This window comes from Lonsdalea iberica (assembly GCF_002111585.1).
GTDB classification, from domain to species: Bacteria; Pseudomonadota; Gammaproteobacteria; order Enterobacterales; family Enterobacteriaceae; genus Lonsdalea; species Lonsdalea iberica.
The window spans coordinates 122070-137915 of sequence record NZ_LUTP01000002.1 but is presented as its reverse complement, the minus strand read 5'-3'; the positions used below and the strand labels follow the sequence as shown (position 1 = coordinate 137915).

The 15846-nt window shown below is 56.3% G+C and carries 13 protein-coding genes and 2 pseudogenes; all 15 read right to left on the bottom strand.

Features of this window, described 5'->3' with window-relative positions:
* Positions 1–13 precede the first annotated feature (13 nt).
* Entirely contained in the window at positions 14–718 is a 705-nt protein-coding gene (locus AU511_RS01365) for an ABC transporter permease (RefSeq protein WP_094108528.1), read from the bottom strand.
* Positions 715–1401 (bottom strand): histidine ABC transporter permease HisQ, encoded by a 687-nt coding sequence (gene hisQ / locus AU511_RS01360; RefSeq protein ID WP_094101497.1) that lies wholly within the window; start codon positions 1399–1401, stop codon positions 715–717. Before hisQ ends, AU511_RS01365 begins: the two co-directional genes overlap by 4 nt.
* A gap of 126 nt (positions 1402–1527) precedes the next feature.
* Positions 1528–2532, bottom strand: a complete 1005-nt coding sequence (gene astE, locus AU511_RS01355) for a succinylglutamate desuccinylase (RefSeq protein WP_094108527.1) — start codon at positions 2530–2532, stop codon at positions 1528–1530.
* A gap of 12 nt (positions 2533–2544) precedes the next feature.
* Positions 2545–3885 (bottom strand): N-succinylarginine dihydrolase, encoded by a 1341-nt coding sequence (gene astB, locus AU511_RS01350; RefSeq protein WP_094108526.1) that lies wholly within the window; start codon positions 3883–3885, stop codon positions 2545–2547.
* A 74-nt stretch (positions 3886–3959) separates the two neighbouring features.
* Complete coding sequence (gene astD / locus AU511_RS01345; RefSeq protein ID WP_094108525.1) at positions 3960–5444, bottom strand: succinylglutamate-semialdehyde dehydrogenase; 1485 nt, start codon at positions 5442–5444, stop codon at positions 3960–3962.
* Complete coding sequence (gene astA, locus AU511_RS01340) at positions 5444–6475, bottom strand: arginine N-succinyltransferase (RefSeq protein ID WP_094108541.1); 1032 nt, start codon at positions 6473–6475, stop codon at positions 5444–5446. The genes astD and astA overlap by 1 nt, the downstream gene beginning before the upstream one ends.
* Before the next feature lie 39 nt (positions 6476–6514).
* The gene (locus tag AU511_RS01335) at positions 6515–7729 is read right to left on the bottom strand and encodes a bifunctional succinylornithine transaminase/acetylornithine transaminase (RefSeq protein WP_094108524.1); all 1215 of its coding nucleotides are present in this window, start codon (positions 7727–7729) and stop codon (positions 6515–6517) included.
* A gap of 750 nt (positions 7730–8479) precedes the next feature.
* Positions 8480–8785, bottom strand: a complete 306-nt coding sequence (locus tag AU511_RS01330; RefSeq protein WP_094101492.1) for a chaperone modulator CbpM — start codon at positions 8783–8785, stop codon at positions 8480–8482.
* Positions 8786–8789: 4 nt separating this feature from the next.
* Positions 8790–9730: pseudogene (cbpA, locus tag AU511_RS01325) on the bottom strand (curved DNA-binding protein).
* A 104-nt stretch (positions 9731–9834) separates the two neighbouring features.
* A complete protein-coding gene (cybB, locus tag AU511_RS01320) occupies positions 9835–10389 on the bottom strand; it encodes a cytochrome b561 (RefSeq protein ID WP_094101491.1) in 555 nt (184 codons plus the stop codon).
* A 532-nt stretch (positions 10390–10921) separates the two neighbouring features.
* Positions 10922–11155: pseudogene (locus AU511_RS01315) on the bottom strand (MOFRL family protein); the annotation flags it as partial.
* Positions 11137–12417, bottom strand: coding sequence for an efflux RND transporter periplasmic adaptor subunit (locus tag AU511_RS01310; RefSeq protein ID WP_100053538.1), 1281 nt, complete (start codon positions 12415–12417; stop codon positions 11137–11139). The pseudogene AU511_RS01315 and the gene AU511_RS01310, both read right to left, overlap by 19 nt.
* On the bottom strand, positions 12410–13894 hold the full coding sequence (locus AU511_RS01305; protein WP_094108523.1) for a TolC family protein: 1485 nt from the start codon (positions 13892–13894) through the stop codon (positions 12410–12412). Before AU511_RS01305 ends, AU511_RS01310 begins: the two co-directional genes overlap by 8 nt.
* Positions 13887–15137: an ABC transporter permease gene (locus tag AU511_RS01300; protein WP_094108522.1), complete on the bottom strand. Its 1251-nt coding sequence runs from the start codon at positions 15135–15137 to the stop codon at positions 13887–13889. The genes AU511_RS01305 and AU511_RS01300 overlap by 8 nt, the downstream gene beginning before the upstream one ends.
* Positions 15124–15837: an ABC transporter ATP-binding protein gene (locus AU511_RS01295; RefSeq protein WP_094108521.1), complete on the bottom strand. Its 714-nt coding sequence runs from the start codon at positions 15835–15837 to the stop codon at positions 15124–15126. Before AU511_RS01295 ends, AU511_RS01300 begins: the two co-directional genes overlap by 14 nt.
* Positions 15838–15846: the final 9 nt, after the last annotated feature.

The window sequence follows — 15846 nt, the reverse complement described above, 5'->3', positions numbered from 1 at the left end:
CCAGCGCGGATGATTAAGGTTTCAGATGGACCAGCCAGCGTTTTTCCGCTTTGCGGAACAGGCGAATCAGACCGTAGGAAACGACCAGGTAAAGCACGGCGGCAAGGCCGAACGCATAGAAAGGTTGATAGGTGGCGGCGTTGATATCACGCGCTACTTTCAGCAGATCCGGCACCGTGGCGGTAAACGCCAACGCGGTGGAGTGCAGCATCATAATGACCTCGTTGCCGTAGGCAGGTAAGGCGATTCGCAACGCCGACGGCAGGATGATGCAGCGATACATCTTGGCGCGCGAGAAGCCATAGGCCTTGGCTGCCTCCACCTCGCCGTGCGGCACCGCGCGAATCCCGCCGGCGAAAATTTCCGAACTGTACGCACAGGTGTTCAACACCAGCGCCAGGATCGTACAGTTCATCCCGCTGCGGAAAAAAGCGTTGAGTACCTCGGTGCCGCGCACGACTTCCAGGCTGTACATGCCGGTGTAGATCACCAGCAACTGCACATAGAGCGGCGTACCGCGAAAGATGTAGCTATAAAGCCACGCGGGAAAACTCAGCCAACGCGATGAGGAAACGCGGGCCATCGCCAGCGGCAACGCCAGCAATCCGCCCAACAGCACGGAGATAATCAGCAGCCACAGCGTGATCGCCAGGCCGGTGATCCGATAGCCGTCGCTCCACAGCAGCGGCTGCCAATATTGTTGCAGGATCTCGATCATAGTTCGGCCCTCTTCACGCCCAGAGAATAACGCCGTTCCAGCCACAGCAAGACGCCGTTGGAGACGGTGGTCAGCAGCAGATAGATGGCCCCGGCCATCAGGGTATAGAAGAAGGGCTGCCAGGTGCCTTTACCGGCCAACTGTGTCGCTTTGACCACATCGTGCAGTCCCAGAATGGACACCAGCGCCGTCGCTTTCAGAATAATCATCCAGTTGTTGCCGATGCTGGGCAACGCGAAACGCATCATGGCGGGGAACAGCACCCGGCGGAAGACCTGCATTCCGCTGAATCCATACGCCTGCGCCGCCTCAATCTGTCCGCGCGGAACGGCCATAAACGCGCCGCGAAACGTCTCGGTGAAGTAAGCCCCGTAGATGAAGGCCAGCGTGATCACGCCCGCCGAGAGCGGGTCGATATCGATCTGGCTCATGCCCAGAAACTCCGTCACATGGTTGAGCGTGATTTGCAGCCCGTAGAAAATCAGCAGCATCAGCACCAAATCCGGCACCCCACGAATCAGCGTGGTGTAGGCGTTGAGCGCCGCGGCGAGCGGGCGGATGCGCGAAAGCTTGCCGCTCGCGCCGAGGAGGCCGATGATCACGGCCAGCAGCACCGAGCTTAGCGCCAGCTCTATCGTCACCAGCGTGCCTTCGAAGATTAATTTATTGTATCCCTGCAACATTCGTCGTCCTCTCTGTTATTGGATGTGTGGCTGTTGCCGCGAACTAGGCGCGAGAGTGAGCGGGATCTATCGACGATCTCCCGGTGACTCAAGCGTCGCGCAGCACAGCGTAAGGACGTAGCGCGATCAGGACGGCTTGCTTAAGCTGTCTCCCTCGCGTTCGGTCAGGACAAGTCCCGCCCGCAGGCCCAGCGCCACGTTTGGATTGGGAAACAAAATCCACTCATGGCGATGTTTGACCCGGTCGTTTTCACCCGCCTGCTCACACAGCCGCGTGCCACGATCAAAGCGGGTGAAGTTCGGCGTGTCGTCCGCCAGAAACAGCTGAAAGTCGTCGCTGCGCTTGATCAGCGAGCGGTCCACGCCGAACACCCGCAGCGGCGCACTTACGCGTGTCGGAACGGCCTCTGCGCTTACCAGCGCGCGCAGCACGCGATCGATCGCGGAAAACTGCCCGAGATCGTTATGGCCGAACGGCCGCGCTTTCCCCAGCTCCAACGTGCAGCTCTCTGCCTGACACTGCTCGCTGCTGAAGTGGCTGAAGGTGCCGCCCGGTTCGCTATGCACCACCAGCGCGTCCAACTCCGCCCCCGCCAGCGCCGCCAATAGCGCAGGGCTGTATGGCCGCGGTTGGTAAGGCAGCAGACCGAAACGCGGCAACAGCGACTCACGAATAGCCGTATGCAGATCATAATGATGTCGCTCGATCCCCTGCTTCGGCGCATCGGCGTCGAAGAAAGCGGCCAGCAGCGGCTCCAGACGGCGCGCGCGGGCCGAGTCTTCTCCCGGCGCAAACCGGGCATGACGCCCGCCAAACATGCGGTTCATGTCGCTGTGCAGATAGCGTTCCCCCATCCGTATCGCCGCCGGATTGCCTAAGACCGCCAGCAGCCGCACGCCCAAATTCAAGCGCCCCGCCAACAAATCGCCCACCAGCGCATCGAGCAGTTCAATCGGCGCCGTTTCGTTGCCGTGGACGCCCGCCGAGAGCACCACCGCACGGCCGTAACCCGCGCGCGGAGTCAGTTCCAGTACGCCTTCGTCCCGCCAGCGCCAGTGCAGTGCGGCGGTCTCGCCTGCGGTTGTCGGCGGTAACTCACCGCGCAGCGTCTGCGCTAAAAAATCGGTCATACGCCCCACTCCTTACCGTTGGAATTCATAGACGGCGCCCAGACCGAGGATAGACGTCAACACGTCCAGCGCTTCCCGCCCTTCACGCAGCAGCTGCGGATCGGCCAGATCGCCTGCGCTCAGCCGATCGCGGTAGTACCGGTCGACCCACTGATTCAGCGTGTCAAACAGCGCATCGGTCATCATCACCTGCGGATTGACCGCCTGACGCTCTTCCTCGGTCAGCGCCACGCGCAGCCGCAGACACGCCGGCCCGCCGCCGTTACGCATGCTTTCGCGCAGATCAAACACCTTGATGTCGTCGATTGGGCCGCCGGACGCCGCCATTTCGCTCAGATAGCTCCATACGCCGCGGTGGCTACGCGACTCTTCCGGCACCACTATCGTCATACGGCCATTTTCACGGGTCAGGATTTGGCTGTTGAACAGGTAGGTCGCCACCGCGTCTTCCACCGACACCCGCTTTTCCGGCACTTCGATCGAAATCAGCTCTTGCTCGATGTGCGCCATCTTGCGGCGGATCTCGTCCAGCGCCTGCGCCTGATGCAGAAACGCTTGCTGATGATGAAACAACACCTGCTGATTGCTGACGGCGATCACGTCGTTATGGAACACGCCTTGGTCGATAACCGCCGGGTTCTGCTGTACGAACGCCGTGGACTGCGGGTCAAGCTGATGCAACCGCGCGACGGCCTCGCTGGCTTCGCGCGTCTGGCGCGCCGGATAGCGCTGCGGTCCCGGCTCAGTCCCGTAATGGTGCTGCCCATAGACGAACACCTGCACGCCGCGGCTGGCATAGTCGCCGCCCAAGCGGTTATGGTTGGCCGCGCCCTCGTCGCCCAGCAAAGCCACCTGTGGCAACGCGTCGTGATGCACGAAGTGCGCCTCGTCGCGAAAAATGGCGCGCAGGAGGGCAGATGTCGTCGGCGCTTCAATCGCCCGGTGGAATTTGTTGTTCAGGTTGGCGGCGGTGAAGTGGACGCGGCCGTCCGCGCTGTCCGCCGAGGGCGATACCGTGGCGGCGTTCGCCGTCCACATAGATGAGGCGGAGCTAAGCGAAGACAGCAGGCGCGGCGCCTCACGCATGGCCTGCGCCAGCACGCTTTCATCGCTGCCGCTGAAGCCGAGGCGGCGCAACGTCGGGATATGCGGCCGTTCCTGCGGCGGCAAGACCGCCTGCGGATAGCCGAGATCCGCCAGCGTTTTCATTTTCAGCAGCCCCTGCTTGGCCGCCAGCTTCGGGTTAGAGAGGCTATTTTGATGCTGCGTCGAGGCCTCGTTGCCGAATGACAGCCCCGCATAGTGGTGCGTCAGCCCCACCAACCCATCGAAATTGATTTCATATCCACGCATGTTGACTCCGGAAAACAGTAAGTGGCGGTGCAGTCTCGTCTTCGCTCATGACGAGCCGGGAACGGTTTGGCCGATTAGGCATCGGTTTCATTAAACGAGACGCCCGGCGACAGCGCCGCGGGTAGAGACAGCGCATCGCTTTCCAGCGAAGCCATCGGCCACGCACAGTAGTCTGCGGCGTAAAACGCGCTGGCGCGGTGATTGCCCGACGCGCCGACGCCGCCGAACGGCGCCGCGCTGGAGGCACCGGTCAGCGGTTTGTTCCAGTTGACGATGCCCGCTCGCGCTTCCAGCAGCAGGCGGTCGAACAAGGCGCGGCGCGTCGATACCAGCCCCGTCGCCAATCCATAGCGCGTTGCATTGGCGATACGCAGCGCTTCATCGAACTCGTCATAGCGAATGACGCAGACCAGCGGCCCAAAGTGCTCTTCATCAGGAATGTCGGTTGCCTGAGTGATATCCAGGATGCCCGGCGTCAGCAGCGCGTTATCCGTTTCAGGACGGGTCATCGGCAACAGCGCTTCAGCGCCGGCGGCCAGCAGGGTCTGTTGCGCTGTCATCAGAGCATCCGCCGCCGCCGCGGAGATGACGCCGCCCATAAACGGCTGCGGCTCCGCATCCCAGCGTCCGATACGCAGCGACCGTGCGACACGAATGAACCGCTGCAGGAACGCATCGCCCTCGGCGCCCCGTTTGACCAGCAGACGACGCGCGCAGGTACAGCGCTGCCCGGCCGAGATAAACGCGGACTGGATCGCGAGATTCACCGCCGCATCGCGATCCACAAAGTCCTCCACAATCAGGGCGTTGTTGCCGCCCATTTCCAGCGCAAGGATCTTCTCGGGGTGGCCCGCCAGTTGGCGATGCAGGAGATAACCGGTGTGGGCGCTGCCCGTGAACAGCAATCCGTCCGTCTGCGGATGACCGGCTAACGCTTCGCCGGTGGCGCGACCGCCCTGCACCAGATTGAGAACGCCCGCCGGCAGACCGGCCTCGTGCCACAATTTCATCGTCTTTTCCGCCGTCTGCGGCGTCAGTTCGCTGGGCTTAAACACCACGCAGTTGCCCGCCAGCAGCGCCGGGACAATATGTCCGTTCGGCAAGTGACCGGGGAAGTTATAGGGGCCGAAGACCGCCAGCACGCCGTGCGGACGATGGCGCAGCGAGGCGGCGCCGTCCGCCATCGGGGTGACGCTTTCGCCGGTACGTTGTTCATAGGCGCGCTGCGAGATCGCGACCTTGCCAATCATCGCCTGAACTTCGGTGAGGGTTTCCCAGCGCGGCTTGCTGGTTTCACGACTGATGACCGCCGCCAGAAGCGGTTTATGCGTCTCCAGCAACTGAGCGAAGCGCTGAACAATCTGGATACGCTGAGCCAGCGTCAGCCCGGCCCAGGCCGGAAAAGCCGCGCGTGCCGCCGCGCAGGCATCGTCGACGTCCGTCGCATCGGCGGCAGCCCCCTGCCAGAGCGACCGACCATCGAGCGGATCGGTTTTCTCGAATGACGCGCCGCGCCCTTGACGCCAGGCGCCGTTGATAAACAGTGCAGGATGCGACATCAGTGTTTCTCCTCTACGTTAAGCGGTATGACGCGGGCCAGATCGCCCTTTTTGAGGCATAGGGCATCGGCCGTCGCGGCGTCCAGTTTGAGCGACGCCTGAGACAGATCGGCCAGAACCCGCATAGCGCGGTAGTGACGATAGTTATCGTTGGCCACCAGACACACCGTCGCGTTGCCGTCCACTGCGCGATCGTCAAACTCCACGGCTTTTAACTGACTGTCTTTCACCGCCCGCAGCTCGTCGATATTCGCTTCCAACGTCGACCCGCCGTCAAAAATGTCGACATAGCCGCGATAGCTCAGCCCTTCGGCTTCCAGCAGTCGGCGCGCAGGCGCGGTATGCGGATGCACGCGGCCGATGGCGTCGCGGGCGGCTTTATCCAGAAAGTCCACGTACAGCGGATGTTTCGGCATCAGCTCGGCGATGAACTCTTTTTGACCGATGCCGCTGAGATAGTCGGCCTGAGCAAAATCAATTGAGAAGAAGTGGCTGCCAACCCCCTCCCAGAACGGCGAACGACCGTTTTCATCGGAGTAGCCGCGCATTTCTGCGATGACCCGCTCGGAGAAATGTTCGCGAAACGCGGCCATAAACAGGAAGCGCATTTTGGACAGCAGTTTGCCGTTCTGACTGTGACGATAGTCCGGGTCCAAAAACAGCGTACACAACTCGCTGCAACCGGTATGGTCGTGGCTTAACGACAGCGTCGGCATTGCCTTGTAGACATTCAACGCTTTTGACGCATGCACCAGCGTGCCGAGGCGAAAGTTGTACCAAGGCTCCGTCAGTCCGACCGCGACTTCCAGCGCGCTGACGCCCACCACCCGACCACAGGAAACGTCTTCCAGCACAAACAGGTATCCCTGTTCGCTTTTCGGCAGCTCGCCCTGCCAGGTTTTCTGCGCCCGCGAGATGCGGGCGGATAAGATCTCTTCGTTATGCGGCAGCGTGGTCAGTCCGACGCCGGACTTTTGCGCCAGCGCCATCAGGTCAGGCAGGTCGCGGTGCGCGACGGGACGAATCACCATTGTCATATCAACCTCTCGTTCTCTGTCCTTACGCCGTATTCATCCCCGAAAACGCGCGATAGCGCGCTCAAGGCGCTGTAATCCTTCCTCAATATCAGGTTCAGGAATGACCAGCGACGGGGCGAAACGCACCACGTCCGGACCGGCGATCAACGCGATCAGCCCCTCTTCCGCCGCCCGTTGGGTCAGCGCTTTGGCTTTGCCCGCGTAGTCGGCGTTGAGCTGGCACCCCAGCAACAGGCCGTGTCCACGGATATCCGAGAAAATGCCGTGCCGGGCGTTGATCTGCCGCAGACGTTCAACGAAAAGTGCGTGGCGACGCTGGACGCCCTCCAAGACCTCCGGCGTATTGATGGTGCGGAATACCGCGCTGGCCACGGCCGTCGCCAGCGGGTTTCCGCCGTAAGTGGTGCCGTGCGTACCGACGGACAGCGTGCCGGCCAGCGCATCTGTAGTCAGCATGGCGGCAATCGGGAAGCCGCCGCCCAACGCCTTGGCGGTGGTCAGCACGTCCGGCACGACGTCATACTGCATGTAGGCGTACAGCGAACCGGTACGGCCGACGCCGGTCTGCACCTCGTCGAAAATCAGCAGCGCGCCGTGGCGATCGCACAGTTCGCGCAGACCGCGCAGAAAGGCCGGATCCGCCGGGATAATGCCGCCTTCACCCTGTATGGGCTCGACGATAACGGCGCAGGTCTGCGCATCAATACTCGCTTCCGCCGCCGCCAGATCGTTGAAAGGCAGATGTTCAATCGCGCCCGGCAACGGGGCAAAATCTTTCGAATATTTGGGCTGCCCGCCTGCGCTGACAGTAAACAGCGTGCGGCCATGAAAGGCATTGTTGAAGGCGATGATGCGATTTTTATCCGGCGTACCTTGGTCGTGTCCATATTTACGCGCCAGCTTTAGTGCTGCCTCGTTGGCTTCCGCGCCGGAGTTACAGAAGAACACTTTGTCAGCGAATGTCGCGTCGATAAGCTGACCCGCCAGTTGCAGCACCGGTTCATGGGTATAGCCATTGCCGATATGCCAAAGTTTCGAAGCCTGCTTCGTCAGCGCTTCTACCGCGACCGGATGGCAGTGGCCCAAGGCATTGACGGCAATGCCGCCAGCAAAATCGACATACTCTTTGCCCTGGTTGTCCCACAGGCGCGAGCCTTCTCCCCGCTCCAGAATGAACTCGTCAGGGGCATACACCGGCACCATGCGTTCATTAAAATCCTCACGCGTTATTTTTGCTGAATGTTCCATAGTGGCCTCATCTCGCTCGGCGGCTCGCCGATGTCGGCTCTCATTAACCGTTTCGATCTCAGAGAGCGTGAAAGAGAAAATAATGATAAAAAGACGCGCTTTCTCATTACCTGAATTCGGTAGAAAAAAAATAAAAAAATATTATTTTTCAAATAAATGAACGAAAACCAGTTGCGCGTCGCGATGATTGTCGCGTCGGATCAACCGCGACACAGATATCAATGATAGGAGGTAGAGCAGGCATCGTGCCAAAAATGAATAAACGATGCATAAGTGAATTTTTTTACTTAAAAACAAGGAATTATAATTGCATATTTATGCAATTATCTTGAATTCAAACGTAAAGTCAAAAAGAATTCTTCGTAAAATCCCCGCTTGGCGGCAAATTTATTCAAAAAAAGAGAAAAGCGATTTTTTAATTTTACGCCTCATTCCCTCCGCCCGGCTGCACTGATAGCGAGCATGAAAATCGATCCAGCCCGCCGTCGCGCACCATGTCAGAACATGGATTGCACCAAATTGAGGCGCGGCACGTTTATTGGGAGATCGGACTCACGACTTTGGTCGAGGAACGCGGCGATTGAAAGGAAGTGGCATGGGGGCACGCCCGCAAAACATCGGCATCTTTGGATCACGTCTGTGTCAGGACGGAAAATGGTGGGGGGCAGGATAAACATCGGGAGAACGGACCGTTTTGTCAGACATGGCCGCGCGGCCTGATTCGAGACGCGCAGCCTGAGCGCCAAAGCCTTAATGGCTCGGCATAAAACGCTCCAGCTGTCGGCGCAGCCGCTGATTTTCCTGAGTGAGGCGCTCCAGTTTATCCAACAGCGTCAGCGTCATGGCGATGCCCGGCCAGTCAATATCCAGCTCGTAGCGCAACCGTCGCGCTCGCCGTAGTTGGCTCAGCGCATAGGCATCAAAGCGCCACTGCAGGTGGCTCTCTTCCTGAGGTGCGATGACGCCCAGCGCAACCACTTCGCTGAGTTCATCTCTGGAGAGCCCGACGATCTGGCACACCTCGATCACGGTGAAGGTGACGTCGATATCATCCATAGCATTACTCCCATACTGTCCGAGGATTAAAAGCCGCCTTCTCAGCCAACGAGGTCCAAATCGCAGCCGTGGATTCATCCGGTTTTGGCGGCATCACAACTTTCAGCACGGCATAGAGGTCGCCCGCGCCTTTTTTGCTGACCAGCCCTTTGCCTTTAATACGCAGGCGCTGGCCGGTCTGACTGCCTGCCGGGACGGTGAGGGTAATGCGCCCCGACAGCGTCGGCATTTCGATGTTGGCGCCCAACGCCGCTTCCCAGGGCGCCAGCGGGACGACGATTTGCAGATTCTGGCCGTCGATATCAAACAGCGAATGCGGCGCCAGACGGATGATCAGGTAGAGATCGCCGTTCGCCCCGCCGTTAATCCCCGCCACCCCCTGATGTTTGAGGCGAATCCGCTCGCCGTCGCCCACGCCCGCCGGGATTTTCACGTTCAGTTTTTTCGTGACCTCATCCACCACGCGACCAAACGCATCGTGAACTGGCAGCTGATAGGAGATGGTGCGGCTTTGCGCTTTCAGCGTTTCTTCCAGGAAGAGCGGCAGCTCCATTTCGACATCCTGCCCACGCTGCCCATGAGACGCCCGACCGGCGGTGCGCGACTGTGCCTGATGACCGAAAACAGATTCGAAAAAGTCGGAGAAGTCGCCGCTGTTGTGCCATTCCTGGCTGCCTGCGCCGGCGGTTCGAGATTGAGAAAAGGGCGAGTCGTTGAAGTGGGGATCGTGACGGTGCAATCTGATTTGGTCGTATTCCGCGCGGCGTTCACTGTCTTTAAGGACTTCGTAGCTTCCGCCACGCTCTTGAACTTTTCCGCCGCATCCGGCTCGGTGCTGACGTCGGGATGATATTTCCGCGCCAGTTTCCGATACGCCGCTTTTATGGCCTTGATATCGTCTGAGGGCTCAACCCCCAGCAAGGCATAATAATCTTTGAATTCCATCGGCCCACATCCTCATTTTGCCATGCATAAATAGAGGATAGTCCTATCGGCGGCTGAATAAACGGTTTTCACTGCATTCGTTACATCAGCCGCCTGAGAGGTGATTAGGCAGAGGTACGATCCTTCTTTGAGGGCATCATACGCAGCATGGTGTTGTCGCGCATGAAGTAGTAGTGAAACAACGCGGCCGCCGCATGCAGCCCGATCAGCCAGTAGCCGAGAGGCGCCAACGTTTCGTGCAGCTGAATCAACGACACCGCCAGATCGGGATTCGGCGTGGCCGCGACCGGCATAGCGATGCCGAACAGCGCCCAGTCCTGTCCACGCAAATAACGTGAGCTGACGGCCAGCACCGGCAATGCGACAAACAACGCGTAAATTAGAATGTGCGTCAGGTTCGCCAGAAAGTGCTGCCACTTGGGCGCTGGCGGGACAATCGGCGGAGAAGCGTATTTAATGCGAAAGTAAATGCGCGCCACCATCAGCACCAGCACGGTGACGCCGCAGCTGAAGTGCGTTGCCATCACCAACTGGCGCGTGAGCGTCCCTCTCGGCGCCAGTCCCCGCAGCTCGACGGTGGCATAGGTAACAATAAGAAGAAGAAAGACGGCCCAGTGCAATGCTATTTGCACATTCGAAAAACGCCCTTGGTTCTGCATGACGACATCCTTTTGACGGTGATTTACCCACACCATAACCGATGTTTTTCTCAATCGAACGAAACTTTTACATTTATTTTAACTCGTGGAGCGCTTCGCGCCAGTCTCTCCACCGAGACAAGAAAACCGATGTTCCCCATAGAAACCGCGCCCTTACGGGCCGATGGGATGACTCGATTTCAGCCCTGATCTTCTTACCGGCAAAGTTGGCGTAGGCTGAAATTAATATCAGCGAATCTTCGTTAACGACTGGAAGTATTAATCAAAGGCGTGTTTGGGGATTGTGTTCTTATGATTTGGCGATGGGCTATCGGGGGGATGAGTCCGCTGTGAGCGAAGAGCGGACTAAATCCAGGAGCTTGACTGGCTTCAATAGGAAGAATGGATTTAAACCGCGTAGACTGGACGCGACAGGCTGTAGCTTTCCAGGATAGAGCATCAGGGGAAGTCGGTAGAACTGTGACAAACTGGCTTAGGCTAAACAACGCTAAGCACAAATATTGCTCTCCCGGGCCGCAGGAGAGCAACAGGCTCAGGCAATCAATATTGCCCGGATGTGATTTACGTTGGTTAAAGTCGGGCCGGTTATCAGCAAATCATCAAGCGCGTGAAAATAGCTGTAACTGTCATGTCCATCGAGATAATTAACCGCATTAAGGCCACTCATTTTGCCGTGTGCCAGCGTGTCCGGAAAGACCATCGTGCCCGCTGCATCTTCGGTGCCGTCAATACCATCACTGTCGCCAGCTACTGCCCTGATACCATTACATAGCCCCCCTCAACTCCATGAATTTCGATCCCCTGTGTAACTGTCTTGCCCCGCACAATTATGTGCTTAGAAACTTCAGCATCCGGAGATGTCCTGTACCAAACCCAGGCGGAATCGCCTTCTTCATGAATCGCATCGGGGGGGACAATAATCGCCTTCTCATTTCTGTAGAGGATAACGGCAACCCGGGCACTCATCCCCAGACGAATTTGTTGAGCTGAATGTGACTTAAGGCTATCAATGGAAGCGACTACATTGTAACGGGCGGAGGTCCCGCCACCGTCTGGCGAGTCGCTTTGTACGGAAATAGCAGAAATATGACCGTCAAGTATCTGCCCGGTAAACCCATCCCCGGTGATTTTTACTAGCATTCCCTCACGAAGTAGATAGAGATCGGACTCGTTAACCTGGGTCAAAACCTGAAGGCGGTCCAGGCCGATGACCGTTATTAAGGGGGTTCCCTGGCTAACCTGCATGCCCTGTTGAGCAAAAACTGCCTTACCTCCTTCAGTAACATCAGGACGAACAGCAATACCGTCAAAGGGTGCATTAATCGTTTGTTTTTTGCTTTGCTCTTCGAGTGTCTGATAACGGACCTGAGCATTCAGCAATCCCATTTCAGCAATTTTCCGTTCCTCCCCCGTCCCACGGGCCTTAACATCCCGTAAGTCATCCTGAGCACTGAGCAGATCCTGCTGCTGTGTCAGTTCCTGCTGGACGAGCGCATCAACCTCCATTCGGGGGACAATTCCTCTTTTGAACAAAGCCCGGGTATCACGCAGGTTTGCCTGCGTTGCGGTTAACGCAGAACGGGCTGACAGCTCGGCTCTTCTGGCGCGCGAGACATCAGGACTGCTGCTCCATTTATCCAACTGATGCACCTCCCGCTTAGATTTGATCAGTTCAGCTTCTGCCTGCCGCAGTTGTATTCCAAGCAATCCGGGGTCAAGCTGGACTAATGTCCGGCCAGCTTTGATGAACTCCCCTTCCCGTACCCGAACATCACGAATGAGCCCTTCAAAAGGAGCGGAAAGTATTATCTGTCTTTCGGCCTGGATTCGGCCAACCAGCCCAAGCTGCTGCTCGATTGCCTGCGGCTGAACTAACATCCATTCAGCCTGTTGTTTTGGTGTTGGTTTATTATTGTATTTACTCATAAACAACCATGTAGTCACCAGGATGGCAGACAGAACCATGACGGTCACTGGAATACGCCTGTGGAAAATATTGAGGATTGCCTGCAAAAATTTTTTAATCATTGATTGATATGTCCCAGCTTTGCAGGGCTGTGCCCAGAGTCTGATCCAGCAGGGCCTGAGAATTCAGATAGCTGATAAGCGCATTGAGCTTTGCGCTGTCAGCATTCCGGAGATCGCTCTCAAAACGCAGCACCTGAAAGTTGCTGGAACGACCAGCAGTGAGCTTCTCACGTTCAATGTCCAACTTCCGTCGGGAGAGATCGCTGATACGAACAGAAATTTCGTATTGACGCCATCGGGTACCAATGTTCCTGACAGCATTGATCACTTCGCGCTCCAGCTGCTGATGAGCCTCCTGTACGCGAAGCGCCTGAGTTCGTAGATCTACCTGTGCCTGAACCTCTTCCTGATGTGCTCTCATATCACCTACAGGTATTTCTACCTTCAGGCCAACATAGTTGTCCCATGTTTGTGACGAGCCATTTTTATCGCTACGGTCGCGGACCTGGCTTGCTCCTCCCACCAGTGAAACGTCCCAAAGCCTGTTATTGCGTGCTACGACAAGGTTAATTCCGGCCTGCTCATCCGCAATAAGCTGGGCAAGCCACTCTGGTTGAGATCTCTCAGCTTCTGACAGCGCTTGCTGGATGTTTATGTCCACACGTCGCGCCTGTAAGGCATCGCTGGCGAATATTGAGGTATTCAGATCCAGAGCCAAAAGTTGCAAAAGCGCCAGCCTTGAAGACTCCTGCTGATTACGCGCATCCTCCAGAGCCAACTCTTGAGAGGCTACATCGGCTTCAGTCTGCACAATTTCGAACTCTGCCATACGACCCGCGGAGATCATTGCCCGATTGACGTCAGCTAACTGCCTGGAACGTTCAAGGGAGTCCCGTGCAATATTAACCTGCTCCTGTGACTGAAGCAGCTCACGGTAGGACATGATAATTTTTGTCACGGTCTGCATGATCGTCAGTTTTAACGAGAGCCGGTTGCTCTGTTCATTAAGCTGAGCAAGTCTAACGGGTGCCGTGGCAACGTCCCTGCCCGCACCGCGAAGAAGTGGCTGAATAACAGTAATATTCGCGCCATCATTGCTGGAAAGTCCCGAATTTCTTGCTCTAGTCTGACTCCCGGTCCACCCTAGGCTGAATCGAGAACCGTATGGGGTGAGTAAGGTCGCTACAGGCGACATATTTCCCTGGTGAGAACGATCATCCTGATTCCTGTCGGACTGATAACTGGCGCTGAGAACTAACTTTGGTGTAAAGCGATCTTCAGCAACACGCAGATTAAATTTCTGAGAGATACGATCAAAATAGATGCTGCGAATTGACCGGTTGTCCCGTAGGCCCAAATAGATAGCGTCGCTAAGGGTAAGATCTATCGTCTGAGTATTCAGGGAAATTATAGGATTAGCTGATGACGGCTGTCCCGGTCGTGATGCATGAGAAGGATGTAATTCAACGTCAGACCATGCATATGAAAATAAGGGGGTAAACAAAGCGGCTAACAACAGTAAACTGCATTTATTCATCGCGAAGGGCCTTTATTGGGGACAACCGCGATGCTGCAATCGCCGGTGATAGACCAAAAAAAAGCCCCGTAGCTATAGCGCTTCCTATACCCAGTGGAAGAGAGGCTGGGGACATTGTAAAATTTTGCCAGCCTGAGTAATGGACGAATATCCAGGATGCAGCCAAGCCCAGTGCAGCACCGGTGAATGCCCCAAGAGTCGCCAGAATAATGGCTTCAATCAGGAAAAGTCGGGCAATGTCCTTAGGTCGAGCCCCAAGTGCCATGCGGACACCTATTTCCCGGCGCCGTTCCGATATGTTCATCACCATCACATTCATTACGCCGATACCTCCAACCAGTAACGCAATACCGCCAAGTCCTGATAGCATCCAGGAAAACATGCGTGACTGCTGAGCCATCCCGTCAATCAACTGGTGAGGTATTTGGACACTAATGTCATATCCTTTAATCTGTCCACTCAGCCATTGTTGAAGATGTAAGCCCCCTTCATTTAGCGTACGACTATCAGGATTGCGCGCAACGACAGCAGAGATTTGTGGATTAGGTACAATACGCTTCATGCTTTCTACCGGCAGCAGAATTGCTTCGTCCGGAGACGTGGGAATAAGCGCATTAGGACCTTTTTCATTTAAAACACCTATTATTTCAAAAAGATAATTACCAATTTCAACCTTGTCTCCAACATCGGCATTGATGCCGACATTTTTCCACGCTGCCTGTGTTTTTGCCCCCAAAACCGCGTAAGTACTGTGTGTATCATATCTGCTCAGGAACCGACCTTTACTGATGCTGAGACCGAGAACATCGGGGAGTTCAGCATTGGTACCAAGAACGTTGAGATTTAATGTGCGAGCCTCCAGACGAACGTCCATATTTACAGGAAGTAGCGGAGAAGCTGATGAAATTTCTGGCAGGTTCTGATGTAGCTGAACCGTATCTATTGTGGAAAAAATCTGAAGGGGATTACCATAGCTTCCGGGAGGAGGCTGTATAGTGCAAACCAGTAAGTCACTGCCCATTCCTTTGAAGACGCTCATCGCCTGAACTCTGGCGTTGTAGCCGATATTCAGCAATGCCACTACCGCCATACATCCAACAGCAATACCTGACAATGCCAGCACTGCCCGGCGTCCTAAGAGACGTAGATTATCGAGTGGTTCTGTAAAAAGGTGAGACCAGGAGGGACCATAGCGTCCACGAAGATCACGGGGAGTTGTCACGTCTGTGCTATCGTGCGGCATATGTGTCCTCAACGATATGACCATTGCCGATCCTGATACGACGTTCCATCCGTTCTGCCATCTTTTCGTCATGCGTAACCATAACAAGCGTTGTACCAGCAGTTTCATTCAGGGATAAGAGCAACGCTACGATCTCATTGGCTGTGTCTTGATCGAGATTTCCAGTCGGTTCATCGGCAAGCAACAATGCCGGCTCGCCAACCAGAGCGCGGGCAATAGCAACACGCTGGCGCTGCCCACCCGATAAATCAGCAGGACGATAATAAAGTCTCTCAGCCAGTCCCACCCGATCGAGTTGTAGCTGAGCCTGCTCTCGGGCAATGGATTTTGGCAGTCCTCTGTAGAGCAGTGGCAATGCGACATTATCCAGTGCGTTTAGACGAGATAACAGATTGAACCCCTGAAAAACAAAACCAATAATTTGATTACGAGCTCTTGCCCGCACATCATCTGAGGCGGTGGAGACGTCTTCCCCGGCAAGTAGGACCTTGCCTGATAATGGTTTATCCAGTAATCCGATAATGTTCAAAAGCGTGCTTTTTCCGGACCCTGATGGTCCGGTAATGGAACAACTCTGTCCCACCGGGATGGATAACGAAAGGTTTTGCAGCACAACCTGTGATGAAGTGCCTGTAGGATAAACTTGGGTTATGCCCGACAAACAAATAAAATCTTGAAGCTGTTGCTCAGGAAGACGCATCAGGAGCTC